This window comes from Methylobacterium sp. UNC378MF (assembly GCF_900103195.1).
Classification (GTDB): Bacteria; Pseudomonadota; Alphaproteobacteria; order Rhizobiales; family Beijerinckiaceae; genus Methylobacterium.
The window spans coordinates 125,665-144,634 of sequence record NZ_FMWU01000007.1; the positions used below are offsets into that span (position 1 = coordinate 125,665).

Annotated in this window: 18 protein-coding genes; 5 read left to right on the plus strand and 13 right to left on the minus strand. The window is 72.0% G+C overall.

The window, feature by feature from the left end:
- The first annotated feature begins 21 nt into the window (after window positions 1-21).
- On the plus strand, window positions 22-1,167 hold the full coding sequence (gene queG / locus BLT59_RS09410) for a tRNA epoxyqueuosine(34) reductase QueG (protein WP_091778760.1): 1,146 nt from the start codon (window positions 22-24) through the stop codon (window positions 1,165-1,167).
- A complete protein-coding gene (locus BLT59_RS09415; RefSeq protein WP_091778762.1) occupies window positions 1,164-2,027 on the plus strand; it encodes an SDR family oxidoreductase in 864 nt (287 codons plus the stop codon). The genes queG and BLT59_RS09415 overlap by 4 nt, the downstream gene beginning before the upstream one ends.
- Here the strand turns inward: BLT59_RS09415 and BLT59_RS09420 are convergent, their stop codons facing one another.
- Together BLT59_RS09420 and BLT59_RS09425 are read right to left on the minus strand one after the other, a co-directional pair.
- Complete coding sequence (locus BLT59_RS09420) at window positions 2,028-2,852, minus strand: metal ABC transporter permease (RefSeq protein WP_091778937.1); 825 nt, start codon at window positions 2,850-2,852, stop codon at window positions 2,028-2,030.
- 47 nt (window positions 2,853-2,899) lie between these two features.
- Entirely contained in the window at window positions 2,900-3,700 is an 801-nt protein-coding gene (locus BLT59_RS09425) for a metal ABC transporter ATP-binding protein (RefSeq protein ID WP_091778765.1), read from the minus strand.
- A 253-nt stretch (window positions 3,701-3,953) separates the two neighbouring features.
- Between BLT59_RS09425 and BLT59_RS09430 the strand changes: the two genes are divergently transcribed.
- A complete protein-coding gene (locus tag BLT59_RS09430) occupies window positions 3,954-4,439 on the plus strand; it encodes a transcriptional repressor (RefSeq protein ID WP_091778767.1) in 486 nt (161 codons plus the stop codon).
- 52 nt (window positions 4,440-4,491) lie between these two features.
- Here the strand turns inward: BLT59_RS09430 and BLT59_RS09435 are convergent, their stop codons facing one another.
- Window positions 4,492-5,997, minus strand: coding sequence for an undecaprenyl-phosphate glucose phosphotransferase (locus BLT59_RS09435; protein WP_091778769.1), 1,506 nt, complete (start codon window positions 5,995-5,997; stop codon window positions 4,492-4,494).
- A gap of 334 nt (window positions 5,998-6,331) precedes the next feature.
- On the minus strand, window positions 6,332-6,679 hold the full coding sequence (locus BLT59_RS09440) for a heme-degrading protein HmuQ (RefSeq protein WP_091778771.1): 348 nt from the start codon (window positions 6,677-6,679) through the stop codon (window positions 6,332-6,334).
- A gap of 354 nt (window positions 6,680-7,033) precedes the next feature.
- Here BLT59_RS09440 and BLT59_RS09445 point away from each other — a divergent pair, with 354 nt between their 5' ends.
- Window positions 7,034-7,468: a helix-turn-helix domain-containing protein gene (locus tag BLT59_RS09445; RefSeq protein ID WP_091778773.1), complete on the plus strand. Its 435-nt coding sequence runs from the start codon at window positions 7,034-7,036 to the stop codon at window positions 7,466-7,468.
- Between the two features lie 55 nt (window positions 7,469-7,523).
- Here BLT59_RS09445 and BLT59_RS09450 read toward each other — a convergent pair whose 3' ends face one another.
- The 4 genes from BLT59_RS09450 to cbiE are packed head-to-tail and all read right to left on the minus strand — an operon-like array spanning window position 7,524 to window position 11,234.
- Window positions 7,524-8,843 (minus strand): cobyrinic acid a,c-diamide synthase CobB, encoded by a 1,320-nt coding sequence (locus BLT59_RS09450; protein WP_091778775.1) that lies wholly within the window; start codon window positions 8,841-8,843, stop codon window positions 7,524-7,526.
- Window positions 8,840-9,616, minus strand: a complete 777-nt coding sequence (cobM, locus tag BLT59_RS09455) for a precorrin-4 C(11)-methyltransferase (protein WP_091778777.1) — start codon at window positions 9,614-9,616, stop codon at window positions 8,840-8,842. Before cobM ends, BLT59_RS09450 begins: the two co-directional genes overlap by 4 nt.
- On the minus strand, window positions 9,613-10,035 hold the full coding sequence (locus BLT59_RS09460; RefSeq protein ID WP_091778779.1) for a cobalamin biosynthesis protein: 423 nt from the start codon (window positions 10,033-10,035) through the stop codon (window positions 9,613-9,615). Before BLT59_RS09460 ends, cobM begins: the two co-directional genes overlap by 4 nt.
- Window positions 10,014-11,234, minus strand: a complete 1,221-nt coding sequence (gene cbiE / locus BLT59_RS09465; RefSeq protein WP_091778781.1) for a precorrin-6y C5,15-methyltransferase (decarboxylating) subunit CbiE — start codon at window positions 11,232-11,234, stop codon at window positions 10,014-10,016. Before cbiE ends, BLT59_RS09460 begins: the two co-directional genes overlap by 22 nt.
- 13 nt (window positions 11,235-11,247) lie before the next feature.
- Between cbiE and BLT59_RS09470 the strand changes: the two genes are divergently transcribed.
- Window positions 11,248-12,045, plus strand: a complete 798-nt coding sequence (locus BLT59_RS09470; protein WP_244513914.1) for a cobalt-precorrin-6A reductase — start codon at window positions 11,248-11,250, stop codon at window positions 12,043-12,045.
- Here BLT59_RS09470 and cobJ read toward each other — a convergent pair.
- From cobJ to cobN, 5 genes are read right to left on the minus strand one after another with little or no spacing between them, the layout of a single operon-like run.
- On the minus strand, window positions 12,012-12,773 hold the full coding sequence (cobJ, locus tag BLT59_RS09475; protein WP_091778785.1) for a precorrin-3B C(17)-methyltransferase: 762 nt from the start codon (window positions 12,771-12,773) through the stop codon (window positions 12,012-12,014). The two genes, BLT59_RS09470 and cobJ, sit on opposite strands and share 34 nt — an antisense overlap.
- On the minus strand, window positions 12,770-13,549 hold the full coding sequence (locus BLT59_RS09480; RefSeq protein WP_091778787.1) for a precorrin-2 C(20)-methyltransferase: 780 nt from the start codon (window positions 13,547-13,549) through the stop codon (window positions 12,770-12,772). The genes cobJ and BLT59_RS09480 overlap by 4 nt, the downstream gene beginning before the upstream one ends.
- On the minus strand, window positions 13,549-14,241 hold the full coding sequence (locus tag BLT59_RS09485) for a precorrin-8X methylmutase (RefSeq protein WP_280141045.1): 693 nt from the start codon (window positions 14,239-14,241) through the stop codon (window positions 13,549-13,551). The genes BLT59_RS09480 and BLT59_RS09485 overlap by 1 nt, the downstream gene beginning before the upstream one ends.
- Window positions 14,242-14,270: 29 nt before the next feature.
- The gene (cobG, locus tag BLT59_RS09490; protein WP_091778789.1) at window positions 14,271-15,566 is read right to left on the minus strand and encodes a precorrin-3B synthase; all 1,296 of its coding nucleotides are present in this window, start codon (window positions 15,564-15,566) and stop codon (window positions 14,271-14,273) included.
- On the minus strand, window positions 15,563-18,955 hold the full coding sequence (gene cobN, locus BLT59_RS09495; protein ID WP_091778791.1) for a cobaltochelatase subunit CobN: 3,393 nt from the start codon (window positions 18,953-18,955) through the stop codon (window positions 15,563-15,565). The genes cobG and cobN overlap by 4 nt, the downstream gene beginning before the upstream one ends.
- Between the last annotated feature and the right edge of the window lie 15 nt (window positions 18,956-18,970).

Here is an 18,970-nt window from a genome sequence, read left to right on the forward strand (position 1 = left end):
CGGACCTATCACGGCGCCGACCTGCGGCGCCTCGTCGAGACCCGGGCCCGGACCCTCGGATTCTGCGGCCTGCGCGTCACCCGCCCCGACCGGCTTCCGGACTTGCCGGGCCGCCTGTCGGCCTGGCTCGCCGAGGGCGCGCACGGCACCATGGACTGGATGGCGGACCGGGCCGACCAGCGGGCGAGCCCGGTGGAGTTGTGGCCCGGCCTGCGCAGCATCCTGGTCGTGGCGATGAGCTACCGGCCCGACCACGATCCCCTCGACCTCCTGGCGCAGCGCGATCGCGGGACCATCGCCGCCTACGCGCAGAGGCGGGATTATCACGAAGTTTTGAAGGGCCGGCTGAAGGAATTGGGCGGCTACCTGTCCGCCAAGGGCGACGTGCGCGTGAAGGTCTTCTGCGACACCGCCCCGGTCATGGAGAAGACCCTCGCCGAGGCGGCCGGCCTCGGCTGGCAGGGCAAGCACACGGTGCTGATTTCCCGCGGGCACGGCAATTGGCTGCTCCTCGGGGCGATCTACACCAGCGCGGAGTTCGAGCCAGACGCGCCGGAGCGCGACCATTGCGGCTCGTGCCGCGCCTGCCTGGACATCTGCCCGACCGACGCCTTCCCGGCGCCCTACCGGCTCGATGCCCGCCGCTGCATCTCCTATCTCACGATCGAGCATGCCGGCCCGATCCCCGCGGCGTTCCGGCCGGCGATCGGCAACCGGGTCTTCGGCTGCGACGATTGCCTCGCCGTCTGTCCCTGGAACAAGTTCGCCCGCACGGCGGCCGAGAGCCGGCTCGCCGCACGGGCTGATCTGGCAGCCCCGGCGCTGGCGGATTTGGCGGCCCTCGACGATGCCGCCTTCCGGTCCTTCTTCGCCGGCACGCCGGTGAAGCGCACCGGGCGCGACCGGTTCCTGCGCAACGTCATGATCGCAATCGGCAATTCCGGCGATCCTGATCTGGCGGGCGCGGCCGTTGCGGGGCTCGCCGACACGTCCCCGCTGGTGCGCGGCATGGCCGTCTGGGCCTGCGGCCGGCTCCTCGCGCCGGATGCCGTGCGCGCACTCCGGCAGCGGCACGGCGACGGCGAAACCGATTCCCATGTCCGCGACGAGTGGCACGCCGCCGCCGGCTTGACGGAATCGCCGGCGGGCGAGACATCCGCCGCATGAATCTCTTCGTCTTCGGGCTCGGTTTCACCGGCCGCCGTTTCGCCGAGCGGGCACGGGCGCGTTTCGACACCGTCTGCGCCACCGTCACGGATGCCGCGGCCGCCGACCGGATCGCGGCGGAGACCGGGTTCGCCATGCGGGCCTTCGGCCCCGGGGCCGACGATTCCCGGATCGCGGCGGATCTCGCCCGCACCGATGTGCTCCTCGTCTCGGCGCCTCCCGGCGAGGCCGGCGACCCGGTTCTGGCCCGCTACGCGGACGCCGTCGCGGCGAGCCGGATCGGCTGGATCGGCTACCTCTCGACCATCGGCGTCTACGGCGACCAGGGCGGCGCCTGGATCGACGAGGCGACGCCGGCGAATCCGCGCAGCGCCCGGTCCAGGGTGCGCCTCGACGCCGAGGCGGCGTGGCTGGCGCTCGGCGCGCGGACGGGCAAAGCCGTGCAGGTCTTCCGGCTCTCGGGCATCTACGGGCCCGGGCGCAACCCGATCGTGAAGCTGCGCGAGGGCCGCTCGCAGCGCATCGTGAAGGCCGGTCAGGTCTTCAACCGCATCCATGTCGACGACATCGCCACGACGCTGCTGGCCTCCGTCGACCGGCCGCGGCCGGGGGCGATCTACAACGTCACCGACGACGAGCCGACCGCGCCCCAGACCGTGACGGAGCACGCCGCCTCGCTCACCGGCCTGCCGCTGCCGCCCGCGATCGATTTCGAGACCGCCGACCTGTCGCCGATGGCGCGCAGCTTCTACGGCGAGAACAAGCGCGTGCAAAACCGGCTGATCCGCGAGGAGCTCGGCGTGGCGCTCGCCTATCCGAGCTATCGCGAGGGGCTCGCGGCCCTGAAGGACCAGCCCTGATCAGGCTTCGAGGTGGCGCGGCCGCACGAGGCGGCGCAGCAGCCCGCCGCGCGGGCCGACCATCATCGAGGCGACGTAGAGCGCCCCCGCCGCCAGCACGATGGCCGGGCCGCTCGGCAGGTCGTACTGGTACGACAGGCTGAGCCCCGAGACGCTCGCGATGGCGGCGATCAGCATCGAGACGGGGATCAGCCCGGCCAGGTCCCGGGCCCAGAACCGGGCCGCCACCGCGGGCAGCAGCATCAGCCCCACCGCCAGCAGCGTGCCGAGGGCCTGGAACCCGCCCACGAGATTGACCACCACGAGCGCCAGGAAGGCGAGGTGGACCGGTCCGCCGCTGCGGCTGACGCTCCGCAGGAACAGCGGGTCTACGCATTCCATCACGAGCGGCCGGTAGATCACGGCGAGCGCCAGGAGGGTCAGCGTGCTGATGCCGCCGAGCAGCCAGAGGGCGGAATCGTCGAGCGCCAGGACCGAGCCGAACAGGAAGTGCATCAGGTCGATCTGCGATCCGCGCAGGGAGACCAGCAGCACGCCGGCGGCGAGCGAGATGAGGTAGAAGGCCGCGAGGTTGGCGTCCTCCCGGATCGTGGTCGCCCGGGTGACCGCGCCGGCGAGCAGGGCCACCGCGAGGCCGGCGACCAGGCCGCCCAGCGTCATCGCCGGCAGGGACAGGCCGGCGACCAGGAAGCCGACCGCGGCTCCCGGCAGGATCGCGTGGCTCATCGCGTCGCTCATCAGGCTCATGCGGCGCAAGGTCAGGAAGACGCCGATGGGCGGCGCCGACACCGACAGCGCGAGGCAGCCCGCCAGCGCCCGGCGCATGAAGCCGAATTCGACGAACGGCGCGAGGAAGGATCCGAACGGATCGGTCACGCGGCGTCCTCGTGGTGGTGATGCGCGGCGGCGCCGTGATCATGCGCCACGGCCGGGTGCTCGCGCGGTCCGGTGCAGATCGCCGCGCCCTCGTCCCAGGCCTCGGACAGGTTGCGGGCGCGGGCGAGATTCTCGGCGGTGAGAACCCGCGCGGTCGGCCCCCAGGCCACGGGCTCCCGGGCGAGCAGGAGCGTCGACGGGAAATGCGCGCGGACCTGCGCGAGGTCGTGCAGGGCGGCCACGATCGTGCGTCCCTCGTCGTGCCAGGTCCGGATCAGGGTGAGCAGATCCTCCACCGTCCGCGCGTCGATGCCGGTGAACGGCTCGTCGAGGAGCACGACGGGGCAATCCTGCAGGATCAGCCGCGCGAACAGGGCCCGCCGGAACTGGCCGCCCGACAGGGTGCCGATCGGCCGCGCCGCGAAGCCCTCGAGACCGACCGCCGCCAGCGCGGCCTCCACCGCCGGGCGCCGCCGGACGAGGCTGCGCCACGCCCCCGCCTGCCGCCAGAGACCCATCCCGGCGAGATCCATGACGGTGAGCGGAAAGCTTCGGTCGATCTCGTCCACCTGCGGCATGTAGGCGATGGCGCCCGCGCGCTCGATTCGGCCGTCGAGGCAGCGGATCTCTCCGGCCATGCCCTTGAGAAGCGTCGACTTGCCGGCCCCGTTCGGTCCGACCAAAGCGAGCAGATCGCCGGCCCGCACGGCGCCGTCGAGATGGTGGACCGCCGGATGCCGGTCGTATCCGAGAGTGAGGCCGACGAGGCGGATCGGGTCCGGATTCCGGCCGCTCATGCCGAAAGCGCCCAGGCGATGGTCAGCCAGACGAGCGTCGTGAGCGTCGCGGCGAGCGCCAGCCGCAGGCCGATCCCGCTCTGGAACAGCGAATGCCGGGCCACGTGTCTCGGGCTGGGAACGGTCGGCAAGGGATCCTCGTCGCGCACTGAACCGGCGCGGGCACCACCGGGGCTACTGGTGCGGTCGTGGGCGGCGGTGATACACTGTAACAAACCCGCGGGACAACCTGCGGATCATGTCTGGAGCAATCATGCACCGTCACGAGGGTCACGACGCGTGCCACGCCGGCACCGGTGACATGCTCGCGCGGGCCGAGGGCCTCTGTCGCGAGCGCGGTCTGCAATTCACGCCGCTGCGCCGGGATGTGTTGGAGGCCGTGGCCGAGGCCGGGAAAGCCCAGGGCGCCTACGACATCGCCGAGCGGCTGAGCGTGCCGGGCAAGCGCGTGGCCCCGGTCTCCGTCTACCGGGCCCTCGATTTCCTGATGGAGCAGGGGCTTGTCCACCGGATCGCGAGCCGGAACGCCTTCATCCCCTGCACGCACGGCCACGCGCCCGGCGAGGGGGTGATCTTCCTGATCTGCCGCACCTGCGGCGGGGTCGACGAGGCCTCGTCGGAGGAGGTCGAGGGCAGCCTCGGACGCACCCTGGAGCGGGCCGGCTTCACGCCGACCCACAGCATCCTGGAGGTCGAGGGCGATTGCGGCGCGTGCCGCGATCGGAAGCCGGCACCCTGAGGCGCTGCCGCGCCCGCAAGGATGGGGACGACGGCCAGTCCCCGGCAGCCTGCTAGAACGCGTTCTGGTAGGCGCGGCGCGAGACGATCGTCTGGATCATGATCTGGATGTCGAACCAGATCGACCAATTGTCGATGTAGTACAGGTCGCAGGCGATGCGCTGCTCCATCGCGAGGTCGGTGTGCGTCTCGCCGCGGTAGCCGTTGACCTGGGCCCAGCCGGTGATCCCCGGCTTCACATTGTGGCGGCGGGCGTAGAGGGCGATCCGCCGCTCGAAGCTCCGGTCATGCGCCATCGCGTGCGGACGGGGACCGACCAGCGACATCTCTCCGCGCAGGACGTTGATCAGCTGGGGCAGCTCGTCGAGATTCGTCCGACGGAGGATCGCGCCGAACCGGGTGATCCGGCTGTCGTTGCGCGTCGCCTGACGGAAGGCGGCGTTCGAGTCCGCCCGCATCGACCGGAACTTGAAGACCCCGAACGGCTGCTGATTGAAGCCGTAGCGCTTCTGGCGGAAGAAGACCGGGCCGGGGCTGTCGAGCTTGATGGCCACGGCGATCGCCACCAGCAGGGGCGACAGCGACACGAGGGCGATGGCCGCCACGACGAGGTCGAAAGCCCGCTTCAGCACGACCTCGCCGAGGTTCAGCGGTCGACGGCCGATATTGATCCCCGAGACCCCGCCGACCCGGGCGACCTGCAGGTCGGGGAAGCGGTCGAGGACCGCGCCGGGACGCAGGTGCAGGGCCGAGGGGACCCGGAGGAACGCGTCGATGCAGCGCTCGACCTCCGCGGTGTCGGCCCAGGGGACGAGGACGAACACGTCGTCCGGCCGGAGGAAGCGCACCACCGAGACGGCCAGGTCGAGATCCTCCTGCAACTGGTCGTACCGGGTGGCCACGTCGGCGCCGGGATCCACCCGCCGCAGATAGCTCGTCCCGATGATGCGCGAGCCAAGATGATCGACTTCCTTGCCGGCGTAGAAGCGCGCGATGTCCTCCTCGTAGCCCACGAGGTGGATCCGGCTCGCCGTGGTCGATCCGGCGCTGAGCCGCTGCCACACCAGGCGTCGCACCGCCGTGCGGGCTCCGATCAGAACCGGCAGGCCGAGGGCGAAGATCCCGAACGAGACGAGGCGCGAATAATCGTTGGTCGTCTTGGTCATGAAGCTGACCACGAGCACGGCCGCCCAGGCGACCAGCCAGAGGGAGGCCACCCGCTGGATGCCCGGCTTCTGCGCCATGACGGTCTCGAGGCTGTATTCCTCGCGCAGGACGTTCGTGGCGATGATCACCAGGCCGAGCAGCGCCGCCAGCCGCAGGCCGCGGAGAGCACCCGCCCAGGCCGTGCTGTCCTGCGTTGCGACGTGGTAGGCGAATTCGAGGCCCAGGGTCACCGCCACGATCGCCGCGAGATCGGTGGCGGCGAGCGCCGTCGAGAGAGCGATGCGCGCCAGTACGCGACCGCGGCGCGGCAGCAGTGCCGACCAAACATTGCGGCGGCGCTCTGCCGAAGCCGGCAGCGCCTGAAACGTCTCCGGAAGCCGATCGTGAAACATCTGACCCGCAACGTCCCGTCTTAGTCGGACTCTGTACCAGTCTGAGACACGAAAGGTTTCGGCGCCGCCTGGTGACGGTACCGGAGCAATCCGCGGGCCTCGCGGGTTCACGATCGCAATTACGGAGGGACGGTGCGACCTAGGGCGCGCCTTCGGTCGATGCAATACATGATTAATGCTGAGTGACTGTTCGGCGCATCCGACGGCCGCAAGATTTCGTGTGGAACCGTTTCCGCCGATACCGTTTCAATTCAGGCGGGTATCCAACCCGGCTGTTTCAACCTGACGGGTGTGCGTGATGACCCCAGCCCCCCGGGCCGGGGTCGGGATTCCGTCAGACGGACTCGGCGCCCTGGTGGGCGTCGGCTGTCCCGCCGACGGTCTGGATGGTCTCGAAACCTTCGAACTGGGGATGGCCGAGATACAGAGGCTTGGTCGAGGGAACGCGACCATGGGCCTTGCGGAATTGCTCGGACCGCGTCCAAGCCTCGAACTCCGCCCGCGACCGCCAGATCGTGTGCGAGGCGTACAGGACGTGATCCTCGTGCTCGGGTCCGCGCAGCAGGTGGAACTCGACGAAGCCAGGCATCTCCCCGAGGTGGCTGTCGCGCCCGAGCCAGACGGCCTCGAAATCCGCCGTGGCGTCCTTAACGACCTTGAATCGATTCATCGCGATGAACATGCGTGTCTCCTGCGCAGTACCAAACCTACAAGCGTCCGTGTTCCTAAGGGGAACGCCCGCGCGGCGACAAGGCGCACCACAAAAGCAGCCCAGTCCTCGGCGCCGACATTTCAGCAACAATCTTGCCAAGATATGTGAAGTTAAACTAGAAGCTGTAAGCTTCGACTTGCGAAGCTTGACAACTTGGTGTCCTACTGCGGCGCGGTTCACTTGTGCCGGTATCAGGGCTATAGCCGGATGCGGCACGGAGTACCGGCAACCTGGCGTGCACGAGATGCGACTTAGGGGCGGACGGTGAAGCGGCGCGACAGCGAGGCGAAGACACCCCGTCCGCAGGAGGATGCAACCCACGCCATGGACAAGGATTCCTCCGGGCCGACGATGCCGAAGCAGACGACGGATGTCGATCGTCTGGTCGGTATCCGCATCACGGCCCTGCGCAAGGCCCGCGGCCTGAGCCAGACCGCGCTCGGCAATGCGGTCGGTGTGACCTTCCAGCAGGTACAGAAATACGAGAAGGGTCAGAATCGGGTTGGCGCCGGCCGGTTGCGTGAGATCGCGCGCCTTCTCGAGGTTCCGGTCTCCGCATTCTTCGAGGAAGGCGAGACGCGGGAGAACGCCCAGGAAGACGTGTTCGGCTTCCTCAGTGCCCATGGTGCCATCGAGCTTCTGCGTGCCTACGCGCAGATCGAGGACGATCAGATGCGCCGCGATGTGCTGGCTCTGGTCCGCAGCGCCGCGCGTGTCGCCCAGAATCGCAAGGCCGAAGCGACGCCCGATCCGGCCTGACGGTCGGACCGGTCATCATCCTGCCGCCCGGGAGGCACCCCCGTCAGGATCCGCCTCACGGAAGGTCCGCCGCGATCAGGTGGAAGAAGCTGCCGGTTACGGGTCCGACCCGATGACCGGCGAATCCGAGATCCGCGCCCTCCGCGTCCGAAATGCGGGCAAGGGCCGTTGCCTCGGGTGCGCTGGGCGAGAGTTCGCTGGCATAATGGAACTCGTGCCCGACGAGCCGCGCGCCGCCCGGTCCGAGCATGCTGGACCCGCAGAGCCGGGCGACGCGATAGCCGAGATGCAGTTTGCGCTGATGATAGGATGTCGCCACCGGCAGGAGTCCCGCCATGGCATGGGTGACGCCGTCCGCGTCCTGCAGCGTCTGTCCGAGGACCATGTACCCGCCGCACTCCCCATGGACGGGGCGTGTTCGGGCGAAGTTGCGCAGACCCTCAAGGAATAAGGAGGCACCGGCGATTCGGCCCGCGTGCAGTTCGGGATAACCGCCGGGCAGCCAGCAGACGTCGCAATCCTCCGGCGGCCCCTGGCCGGCGAGCGGCGAGAAGGGGACGAGTTCGGCGCCGGCCATCCGCCAGCCGGTCTCCAGATGCGGATAGAGGAAGCTGAACGCCGCATCCCGGGCGACCGCCACGCGCTGCCCGGGCGGCCGCGGCAGCTGGCCGCCAGCGGCCGGCACGGTCCCGCCCGCGCAGGCCGTCACGGCGTCGAGGTCGATACCCGCTTCCGCGAGATCGGCGAGGCGGTCGAGACGTGCGGCGAGATCGGCAGTCTCGCCGGCCTGGACGAGGCCCAGGTGACGTTCGGGCAGGACCAGCTGCGCGTCGCGCATCAGCGCGCCGAGCACCGGCAGCCCGGCGCGCTCCATCCCGGCCTCCACGAGGCGCCGATGGCGGGCGCTCGCCACCTTGTTGAGGATGACCCCGGCGATCTGCACCCGGGGATCGTAGAGCTTGCAGCCCAGCGCCACGGCGGCGGCCGATTGCGCCGCACCCGACACGTCCACCACGAGCACGACCGGCCAGCCGTAGCGCGCCGCGATATCGGCATTCGCCCCCGTCCGGTTCTCGGCGGCGCGGACACCGTCGAACAGCCCCATGGAGCCCTCGGCGATCACGAGATCGGCGGTCGCCGCCGTCTCGCCGGCGAGCGCATCGAGGAACGGCGTCGCCATGGCGAAGCTGTCGAGGTTGAAGCTCGGATGACCGGTCGCGGCCTGATGGAAGGCCGGGTCGATGTAGTCCGGGCCGCATTTCGCGCCCCGCACCCGCAGGCCGCGCCGGGTGAGGGCGCGCATCAGCGCGAGGGCGACGGTCGTCTTGCCGGAGCTGGAGCGCGGCGCCGCGACGAGGAGGCCGGGGGCGCTCACGACCGGGACCCCACCGTGCCGCCGGGCCGGTAGCGCCGGTCGTAGTCGGGCGCGTAGAGCGCGCTCTCGCGGAACTCCGCGGCGCCCAGCGCCGGTCCGACCAGGATCAGGGCGGTGCGCTCAAGGCCGGCCTCCGCGACGAGGCCGGGCAGCGTGGCGAGATCGCCGACGAGGGCCCGCTCGTCCGGCCAGGAGGCCCGGAACACGGCCGCGGCCGGGCAGGTCGGGCCGTAGAAGGGGATCAGTTCCGCTGCGACCGCCTCGACCACGTGGATCGACAGGTGGATCGCCAGGGTCGCGCCGGTGGCCGCGTAGGCCGCCAGGGTCTCCCGCTCGGGCATGGCGCTCGCGCGCCCCGACGTGCGGGTCAGGACCACGCTCTGCGCCACGCCCGGGACCGTCAATTCGCGGCGCAGAAGGGCGGCCGCGGCGGCGAAGGCCGGGACGCCCGGCGTCACCGTGTAGGGAATGGCCAGCGCGTCGAGCCGGCGCATCTGCTCGGCCAGCGCGCTCCAGATCGACAGGTCGCCGGAATGCAGGCGCGCCACGTCCTGCCCGGCCGCGTGCGCCGTCCGGATCTCCGCCACGATGGCGTCGAGGTCGAGGGGGGCCGTGTCGACGATCCGCGCGCCAGGCGGGCACCAGCCCAGGATCTCGGGGGCGACGAGCGATCCCGCATAGAGGCAGACGGGGCAGGCGGCGATGCGGTCGCGCCCGCGCACAGTGATCAGGTCGGCGGCGCCGGGGCCGGCGCCGATGAAGTGAACGGTCATGATTCCCGTGTCGTGTCGTATCGGAACGCCAGGGCGCAAGTGGCGCCGCCGCTCGCGATCCGAGGCAAAGCGAGGCGGCTCCGGGGGCCTGCGCCGGCGAGGGCCGCCGCCTCGGCCAGCGAGCCGACCCCGCGCAGGCGCTCGATCCGCGCGGAGCGGGTGACGATCTCCATGTCGCGCGCCTCCAGCGCCTCGGGGGAGACCGGGTGAGGCGACAGGCCGAACCGCGCCGTCGCGGCGCGGATCGCCGGCTCCGAGGCCCGGTCGACCGCGGTCGCCACGGCCGTCAGGTGCGATCGCTCGGCGCCGAGTGTCGCAAGCGCCCGCTCGATCAGCGCCGCGATCTCGTCGGGGTCGGTTCCCCGGCGGAAACCGATCCCTGCGACCAGCGGCCCGGTCACGGCTTGGTCCAGGCCCATTGGGTCACCGCCATGGCGGGGCGCCAGCCATGCATCCCGCCGACCGGGCTCGCCCGCTCGACACCGTAGCGGCGCAGGCTGCCGCCCCGCGTCGCGAAGGCCGCCAGCAGCGCGGCCTCGCCTTCCAGGGTGACGGCGTTGGCGACGCAGCGCCCGCCACTCCGGAGTGCCGCGAGCACCGCCGGCAGAACCCCCGGCTCCGAGACGCCGCCACCGATGAACACCGCGTCCGGCGCCGGCAGTCCGTCGAGCGCCCCGGGGGCGGCGCCGATGACGACGGCGAGGTCCGGTGTCCCCAGAGTCTCGGCGTTGCGGCGGATACGCTCGGCCCGGTCCGGACGGCCCTCGACCGCCGTGGCGCGCAGACTCGGGTGGCGCAGCATCCACTCGATCGCGATCGAACCTGCGCCTGCACCCACATCCCAGAGATGTAGGCCTGGATGCGGCCGGAGCGCGGAGAGAGTCAGAGCCCGGATCTCGGCCTTAGTAAGCTGTCCGTCACTCTCGAACAGGTTGTCGTCGAGGCCCGGCGCGAGGGGCAGGGCGCGGCCGGCACCCGCCACCGCGATCGCCACCGTGTTCAGCGGATCGATGGCGGCATCGTCGAACGCGTCGGCAAGGCCCGTGCGGACGCGCTCGCGCGGCCCGCCCATCGCCTCCAGCACCGTCAGCGTCGACGCGCCGAAGCCCCGCTCTCGCAGCAGGGCGGCGAGCGCGCCGGGCGTCGTGCCGTCCCAGGACAAAACGAGCAGCCGCGCCCCCGGCTGGAGATGCGGGACGATCCGCGTCAGCGCGCGCCCATGGAGCGTGACCAGCGCGCACTCCGCGAGCGGCCAGCCGAGCCGCGCGCAGGCGAGGCTGAAGGCCGAGGGCTGCGGAAAGGCGCGGATCTCGCCCGCCGGCACCATCCGGGCGATTTCGGCGCCGATGCCGTAGTGGAACGGATCGCCGGTGGCGAGGATACAGGTTGGCTGGCCGCGCCGCGCGAGGATCTCGGGATAGGCCTCGTGGATCGGGCTCGGCCAGGATCGCGTCTCTGCGCCGAGCGGTCCCGCGAGGGCGAGGTGGCGCCGGCCCCCGTAGACCACATGGGCGTCGTCGAGCGCGGCGGCGGCGGCCGGCGCCAACCCGGCCCGGCCGTCTTCGCCGATCCCGACGATCGACAGCCAGGGAGTGCTCGACAGGGGCTCAGCGCTCATGGACAAGGCGCCCATGACCTCGGCGCCCCCGACCAGCGACACGATGCGGATCCTGATCCTCGGCGGGACCGGCGAGGCGAGCACCCTGTCCCGGTCGCTCGCCGGTCGGGCGGACCTCGCCGTGATGCTCTCTCTGGCCGGCCGGACGGCGTCGCCGAAGCCCGAGCCCGTGCCGACGCGGAGCGGCGGGTTCGGCGGCGCCGAAGGCCTCGCACGCTACCTGCGCGCCGAGGCGATCACCCACCTGATTGACGCGACTCATCCGTTCGCCGCGACGATATCGGGCCACGCAGCGCGCGCGGCGGCCTCGGCGGAGGTGCCGCTCCTCGCAATCCGCAGGCCTGCCTGGAGCCGCGAGCCCGGCGATGTGTGGATCGAGGTCGACCGGATGGAGGAAGCGGTGGCCGCGCTCGGAGCGGAGCCCCGGCGCGTGTTCCTGACGGTCGGCCGGCAGGAAGCCGGGGCCTTCGCGGCGGCGCCCCAGCACGCCTACCTGGCGCGAACGGTGGAGCCTCTGGGCCGGATCCTGGCGGTGCCGGATCTCACCGCGCTGGAGGCCCGCGGACCCTTCGATATCGCGTCCGAGGTCGCGCTGATGCGCGCCAGCGGAATCGAGGTCTTGGTCAGCAAGAATGCCGGCGGCGCGGCGACCTACGGTAAGATCGCGGCGGCGCGCAGCCTCGGCATTCCCGTGGTGATGGTGCGTCGGCCAAGCAAGCCGGACGTACCGAGCGTGCCGGACGCCGCGGCCGCCCTCCGCTGGCTGGACAGGGGCGATCACGCTGGTCCCGCAACCTTGCGGGCGGTGTAGACGAAGGGCGTCCGGCCCGCGCGCGGGATCAGCCGCGTGGTCGAGGCGCCCAGGATCACCATCGTGGCCATGTCGGCCGGCACGGCGCGCGCCTCCGCGAGGGGCGCGACCCGGATCGCCTCGTCGGGCCGGCTGATGGCGCGCGCGAACATCACCGGGGTGTCGGGCGCGCGGATCCCAGCCGCGATCTCCAGCGCGGCCCCGAGCTGCCAGGGCCGGGCGGTGGAGATCGGATTGTAGAGGGCGATCACCAGATCGGCCCGCAGCACGGCCTCCAGCCGCGCGGTCACCACCGGCCAGGGCTTCAGGTTGTCCGAGAGCGACAGTGCGCAGAAGTCTCCGCCGAGCGGCGCGCCGAGTCGGGCCGCGGCTGCCAGCATCGCTGTGATGCCCGGCTCCACGATGATCGCGAGGTCGCGCCAGTCCGGCTCGCCGTGCTCCACCGCCTCGAACACCGCGGCCGCCATGGCGAAGACCCCCGGATCGCCGCCGGAAACGACGGCGACCCGGCGGCCGGAGGCGGCAAGCTGCAGCGCGTGACGAGCCCGGTCGACCTCCACGCGGTTGTCGCTCGCGTGCCGGACCAGGCCAGGACGCTCGGGCACGCGGGCGACATAGGGGAAGTAGCCGACGACGTCCTCTGCCGCGTCCAAAGCCCGGCGGGCGGACTCGGTCAGCAGCGCCGCGTCGCCCGGGCCGAGGCCGACGACGGTGAGGCTGCCGCTCAAGGCCGCCGTCCCTCACCGGGCAACAGCACCATCGAGAAGTAGGGCGCGTCGTCGTCGGCCTTGTCGGCCAACATCACGACCCGCTCGCCCGCCATCGTGCCGCGCTCCACGTAGACTGCGCGCGCGAGCAGCCCGGCGGCCGACAAGGCGGTGCGCACCTTCGGGAGATGGCGCCCCAGCTTCATCACCACCGCGGCGTCGGTGCCGCGCAGGCGCTCGGTCAGCGCGTTGAGCGACAGGGTCGCCGGTAAAACGGTGAGGACGTCGTCGCCCCAGGTGATCGGCGTTCCGGCTCGGGTCCAGCAGCCCGACATGCCGGTCACGCCGGGGATCACCTCAACGGGGAAGTGGTCCTTCAGGCGCCGCCACAGGTGCATGAACGAGCCGTAGAAGAACGGGTCGCCCTCGGACAGGATCGCGACGTCGCGCCCGGCGCCGAGATGATCGGCGAGTTGCCCGGCCGCGTCGTCGTAGAAGCCGGCGAGGGCCGCGACGTAATCCGGGTGCTCGGGGTGAAGCTCGGTCGTGTAGGGATAGGCGAGGGCCATCTCGCGGGCCGGGTCGCGGACGATCGCGTCCGCGATGGCGCGGGCATTGCCCCGCCGGCCGCGCTTGCAGAAATGCACCAGCACCGGCGCGCGCATCAGGATGCGCTGCGCCTTCACGGTCAGCAGTTCAGGATCGCCCGGGCCCATCCCGACGCCGTAGAGCGTACCCGTCACCACGGCCGCGGGTACTTCCTCGGCCGGGCTGTCGAGGCGTTCGAACCCGTCCATCACTCGACCTCGCTGGCGAGCGCGTTGACCGCCGCGGCTGTCATGGCGCTGCCGCCGCGCCGGCCGTGCACGACCACGAACGGCACGCGGCCGTCCCGGGCCAGTGCCTCCTTCGATTCCGCCGCGCCGACGAATCCCACCGGGATGCCGATCACCGCGGCGGGAGGCGCCACGCCGGCATCGAGCAGCTCCAGAAGGCGGAACAGGGCGGTCGGGGCGTTGCCCACCGCCACGACGCTGCCCGGGAGGTATTCGCGCCAGAGTTCCATCGCCGCGGCCGACCGGGTCGTGCCGAGGCTCTTGGCGAGATCCGGCACGCGCGAGTCGCCGAGGGTGCAGATCACCTTGTTGTCGGCGGGCAGCCGCGTGCGGGTGACGCCGTCGGCGACCATGCGGACGTCGCAGAGGATGGGGGCGCCGGCCTGAAGGGCCGCGACACCGGCGTCGGCGAAATCCGGCGCCATTTCCACGTCGGCCGGCAGATCGGTCATGCCGCAGGCATGAATCATGCGCACGACGACGCGCTCGGCGGCGCCCGACCAGCGCCCGAGAGCGGCCTCGGCGCGGATCATCGCGAATGAGCGCGCGTAGATCGCGCCGCCGTCGCGGATGTAGTCGTAGCGGGACGTGGATTCGAGGGCCGCGGCCGGCTCCGATCCTGTCTGGCGCAGGGCGTTCTGGCTCGCGCTCATGCCGGTCTCCTGGTCCTCCCGCACCCCATTCAAGTCGTCTCCGGCGCGAAGGCAGCGGAAAGCCCGATGGTCTTGGCCCTTCCTAGACGCTCCAGCACGGCCTCGATAGGGAGATCCATGGCCGGCTCATCGCCGGGGGCGCCGCCGATCACCACGCCGTACAGGCCATTCCGGCCGACGAGGGTCAGGTCGGCCCGACCCGGCTTTGCGCAGCCCTTGGCGCAGCCGGAGACATGCGCGGCGCATCCCAGCGCCGCATAGGCGGCGAAGGCCTCCGCGAGGCGCGCGGCATCCGCGAGGGTGGGGGTCGACCCGGAGGCGCAGCCCGGGGCACCAGTGCAGGCATCGATGGCTCGTCGCGGGTCGCCGGGTGCGACGATGAAACTTTCCGACAGGGCCGCCGTCGTTGCCGCCGTCGGCGTGTCGGGCGGTGCCAGCAGAACGAAACCCCGTGTCGTCGAGAGGCGGATCTCACGCGCCTTGAGCGCGAGAGCGGCGGAAGCGACCTGGTCGAGGGCGTCGGCCGTGCAGCGCCCGAAAGGCGCGTCGATGATCAGGGTCTGAAGCCTTTGCCCGGCTGCTGGGCCGAGCGGACCACCGTGCTCTCCGGGCCGATCGGAAGTGCCGTATGGCGAGTTGTCGGAGCGGAGTGGCTCGGTCAGCGCCGTCAGCTCATCTCGCGACAGGTCGCGCATGCGGCGTCGGCGGGTCCGCGCGAAAGCGGTCAGCAGCGCCGTCACGAGGCGGGCCGCCTCGCCGGCCCGGCAGGTCAGAAGCTCCTGAAGCCCGTCATCACAGGCAGCCGCTATCGCCACAATGCCTGCGCCCCGAGCGATCACAGCGCAATCGGCCTCCGGTATCGCCCGATCACCGCGCCCGTCGACGACCACCAGTGTCTTGGCCGGCAGGCCGGGGATGCTCAGCCCCGCGGCCTCGATCGCAGCGGCCAAAGCCGGCACGTCGATGATCTCCCCGGGATCGAGGCCCGCCAGAGGACTCGTGAGCGTCAGGCGCTGGGGGCCGCCATCGGCGCGCACGTCGCCGAGCCCCTCGGCTGTGAGCCATGCGGCGAGGGGCGCCCGCGTCGCTTCGGAGACCCCACGGATCTGGAGGTTGGCCCTGGCGGTGAGATCCAGATGGCCGTTCCCGAAGCGCCGCGCGCCCTCGGCAACGGCGCGAGCCTGGTCGAGCGTCAGGATGCCGAGCGGCGGATGCACCCGTGCCAGGAGCCCGTCGCCGGTGGGCATGGGTCGGGCCAAGCCGGGGCACCAGCCTCGTCGGGCGGGCGCCTCCGGAAGGGCGCGCCGATACGCGGCCACGCTCATTCCGCCGCCTCGCGCAGAAGGGCGTCAGTCGGGAGGGCGTTACGCCGGCTGTGCCAGAGGCCGCGGTCCCGGGCCGCATCGAAGCGCTCCAGGATCGCCCGGGTGGCCGCCGGGTTGGCGGCGCGCAGGCGCTCGAACACCTCGGCATCGGCGATCCATGCGGCGTACAGCGCCTCGAAATCGCCGTCGGACACCGCATCGCTGGCGGCGGCCAGGACGAAGACCGCGTCGAGCCCCTGGGCGAATTCCTGCGCGCCGCGGTAGCCGTGGCGGAGTTGGGCCGCGATCCAGCGGGGATCGGCCAGACGCCCGCGGATCAGGCGAGCCGCGTCCTCTCGGGCGGTCCGCGCCTTCGGCCGTTCCGGCACCGAGACGTCGAGGCTGTAGAGAGCGGGGCTGGCCCCCGCCAGGGCTGCGGCGGCCGCGAAGCCGCCCATCGCATCGACCGCGGCATCGCCGTCGAACAGATCCCGCTCGGCCACGTCGAAAGCGTGGAGATAGGCGTCGGCTGCCGTCACCCGGGCGGCGAAATCCGCGTCCGGCCCCTCGCGGTCCCCGTAGGCGTGGCCGCTGGCCGCGAGATAGGCAAGCCCGAGATCGGCGCGGCCATCCCAAGTGCCGTCCAGGGCGGTCGCGGCAGTGCCGGCGCCGTAGCGGCCCGGCGCCGCTCCGTAGACCCGCACGGACGTGTCGCCCCGTCGGCGAGCGCCCGCGAGCGGGTTCTCGTCATCGGCCTCGTCCCGCTCAGCCACGGCGCGGGCGGCTCGATCGAGCAGCGCGAGTGTCTCGGGGAACGTGTCGCGGAACGCGCCGGAGATCCGGACGGTGACGTCGATCCGCGGACGGTCCAGCATCGCGAGGGGCAGGATCTCGAAGCCGGTGACCCGGGTGCTGGCATGGTCCCAGACCGGCCGGACACCCATCAGGGCGAGGGCATGGGCCACATCCTCCCCGCCGGTGCGCAGGGTCGGAGAGGCCCAGAGATCCATGACGATCCGGGCCGGATAGGAGCCCTCGTCCTGGAGAAAGCGGGTCACGACCGCGGCGGCGGCCCGCTCGCCGAGGAGCGCGGCGGCGCGGCTCGGGATGGCGCGCGGGTCGAGAGTCGCGAGGTTGCGCCCGGTCGGGAGTACGTCGGACCGGCCGCGGGACGGCGATCCGGATGGGCCGGGGGGAACGAAACGCCCATCGAGGGCCGCCAGCAGCCCGTTCCGTTCGGCGGCCGCGCTCGCCACCACAGGCTCGGACGCGCCGTCGGAGGCACGCCCGAAAACGTGGAGGCCGTCGCGAAAGACGGTCTCGCCAAGATCGCAGAGATGGGCGTCGAGCCGTGTCAGCGCCTCGTCCATCGGCGTGTCCGCGCCGATCCCGGCACCGTCCAGCAATCCGGCCGCCTCCGCCTCCTCGAGGATGGCGCGGGCGACGAGGTCCGCGCGGCGGGGATCGAGCACGCTGGCGGCGGAATACTCCTCCACCAGCTCACGCAGCCGCGCAGCCTCGGGTGTGAGCGTGTGGACGGCGATGTTCGGTGTCAGATGACCGAGCGCCACCCCGCCGAGGCGGCGCTTGAGCGGCGCGGCCTCGCCCGGGTCGTCGACGATGAACGGGTAGATCACCGGCAGGCCGCCGACGCAGAGCGCCGGGAAGCAGGCGGGCGAGAGGGCCACGGCCTTGCCCGGCAGCCACTCGGTGGTGCCGTGCGTGCCGAGCTGCACCAGAGCGTCGAAATGATGCCGCAGGCCGAGGTAGAAGGCCAGGTAGGCGTGGGTCGGAGCGCGGTCGAGGTCGTGATACCCGGTCTTGCGATCGGGATCGCGCCCGCGGTCAGGCTGCAGGAAGAGCGCGAGGTCGCCGCGGTCCGGGATCGCGGTGACCTCGTCGCAATCCGCCGCAGGTGGCTGATTGCGCGCGGCGGCGCCCGTCACCATCCGGAACCGGAAGGCGCCGTCGACGCAGACCGGGTCCGCTTCGGCCTCGCCCCAGAGCGCGGTGATGGTGCTGCGCGCGTCTTCGGGAAGAGAGCCCCACCACGCCTTGTAGGCCGCGAGCGGCACCTGGAACTCCGCCGGGCCCTCCGTGAGATCGGCCATCAGCGTTGCGGCCTCCGGAAGCGTGCCCGCCGCGTAGCCTTCAGCGGCGAGGTCGGCGGCGATCGCGCGGGCGCTCTCGGGCGTGTCGAGGCCGACCGCGAAGCCGGCCCGGCCGCCGCGGGCCGGATAGTCGGACAAGACCAGGGCGACGCGCCGCGCCGCCCGGGGCAGGGCGCCCAGCCGCAGCCATCCCGCGGCCCGGTCGGCAAGCGCGGTTATGCCGGCGTCGTAGGGTACCGCCCGCCGCTGGGCGAAACCGGCAAGCTCCGGGCTCTCCTCCTTGAAGGAGATCGGGAAGCCCGAGAGCCGGCCGTCGAATTCCGTCAGCGCGACCTGCATGGCGAGGTCGGCCGCGCCGAGGCCCCGGGCCGAAGCTTCCCAGGCCGCGCGGGGCGAACCCACTGTGAAGGCCTGAAGCACCGGGCAATCGGCGCCGTCGAGGACGAAGTCGATGCCCTCCTCGCGGGCCGAGAAGGCGGTCGCGGCGACCACGAGATCGGGTCTGCGCGCCCGCACGGCCGCGGCGACGGCGGCGGCGGCCTCCGGCTCCTTCAGGCTGGACACCACCATCGGCAGCGTGCCGATCCCGCGAGCCCTCAAGGCCGCGGCGAGCGCGACGAACGGCTCGGTGTCGCCGCCGAACACGGCCGAGCGGTAGATCAGTAGAAGAACGACGGGCGTGGCCGCGATCGGCGACCCGGCGAGCGGGATCGCCGTGCCGGCCGAGGCGATCGCCGCTTCGAGCGGAAGAACGCCGCAGCCCGGACACCAGGGAAAGCCGCGGGGCAGCGGCTGCGGGGGCTCGACCATGCCGGCGGCGCCCAGCCGGACCGCCAGCCTCCGCAGCATCCGCCGCAGGTTGTCGGGGCCGCCGGCACGGAAATAGGCGTCGAGCTGGCCGGCCAGCTCGGGATCGGTGGAGAACGCGGCCAGGCGCGGATCGGGCCGGTCGTCGCCCGGCAGGACGGCCAGCACGACGCCATGCGCCCGCGCGGCCTCGGCGCAGCGCTCGATGCCGTAGCGCCAGTAATCCAGGCCGCCGAGACAGCGGATCACCACGACCTTGGCGTGAGCCACCACGCGCTCGACGTAGAGATCGACGGACAGCGGATGCCGCAGCTTTGCGAGCTTCGCGAGCCGCAGGCTCGGCAGGCCGGCCTCCGCGGCGTGGGCCTGCCCGACCGCCGCGAGGTCGCTGTCGGTGAACGACAGCACCACGAGGTCGCCGGGCTCCTGCCCGAGATCCACGGCCGCCTCGCCCTCGTCGAGGGAGACGGCATCGATGCGCACGAGATGCACCGCAGCGGCCCCTTA

Coding starts and splice junctions, on each gene's coding strand:
- BLT59_RS09415 (WP_091778762.1), top strand. CDS start 1,164: ATGAATCTCTTCGTCTTCGGGCTCGGTTTCACCGGCCGCCGTTTCGCC.
- BLT59_RS09420 (WP_091778937.1), bottom strand. CDS start 2,852: ATGCGCCGGGCGCTGGCGGGCTGCCTCGCGCTGTCGGTGTCGGCGCCG.
- BLT59_RS09425 (WP_091778765.1), bottom strand. CDS start 3,700: ATGAGCGGCCGGAATCCGGACCCGATCCGCCTCGTCGGCCTCACTCTC.
- BLT59_RS09430 (WP_091778767.1), top strand. CDS start 3,954: ATGCACCGTCACGAGGGTCACGACGCGTGCCACGCCGGCACCGGTGAC.
- BLT59_RS09435 (WP_091778769.1), bottom strand. CDS start 5,997: ATGTTTCACGATCGGCTTCCGGAGACGTTTCAGGCGCTGCCGGCTTCG.
- BLT59_RS09440 (WP_091778771.1), bottom strand. CDS start 6,679: ATGTTCATCGCGATGAATCGATTCAAGGTCGTTAAGGACGCCACGGCG.
- BLT59_RS09445 (WP_091778773.1), top strand. CDS start 7,034: ATGGACAAGGATTCCTCCGGGCCGACGATGCCGAAGCAGACGACGGAT.
- cobM (WP_091778777.1), bottom strand. CDS start 9,616: ATGACCGTTCACTTCATCGGCGCCGGCCCCGGCGCCGCCGACCTGATC.
- BLT59_RS09460 (WP_091778779.1), bottom strand. CDS start 10,035: ATGGGCCTGGACCAAGCCGTGACCGGGCCGCTGGTCGCAGGGATCGGT.
- cbiE (WP_091778781.1), bottom strand. CDS start 11,234: ATGAGCGCTGAGCCCCTGTCGAGCACTCCCTGGCTGTCGATCGTCGGG.
- BLT59_RS09470 (WP_244513914.1), top strand. CDS start 11,248: ATGACCTCGGCGCCCCCGACCAGCGACACGATGCGGATCCTGATCCTC.
- BLT59_RS09480 (WP_091778787.1), bottom strand. CDS start 13,549: ATGGACGGGTTCGAACGCCTCGACAGCCCGGCCGAGGAAGTACCCGCG.
- BLT59_RS09485 (WP_280141045.1), bottom strand. CDS start 14,241: ATGAGCGCGAGCCAGAACGCCCTGCGCCAGACAGGATCGGAGCCGGCC.
- cobG (WP_091778789.1), bottom strand. CDS start 15,566: ATGAGCGTGGCCGCGTATCGGCGCGCCCTTCCGGAGGCGCCCGCCCGA.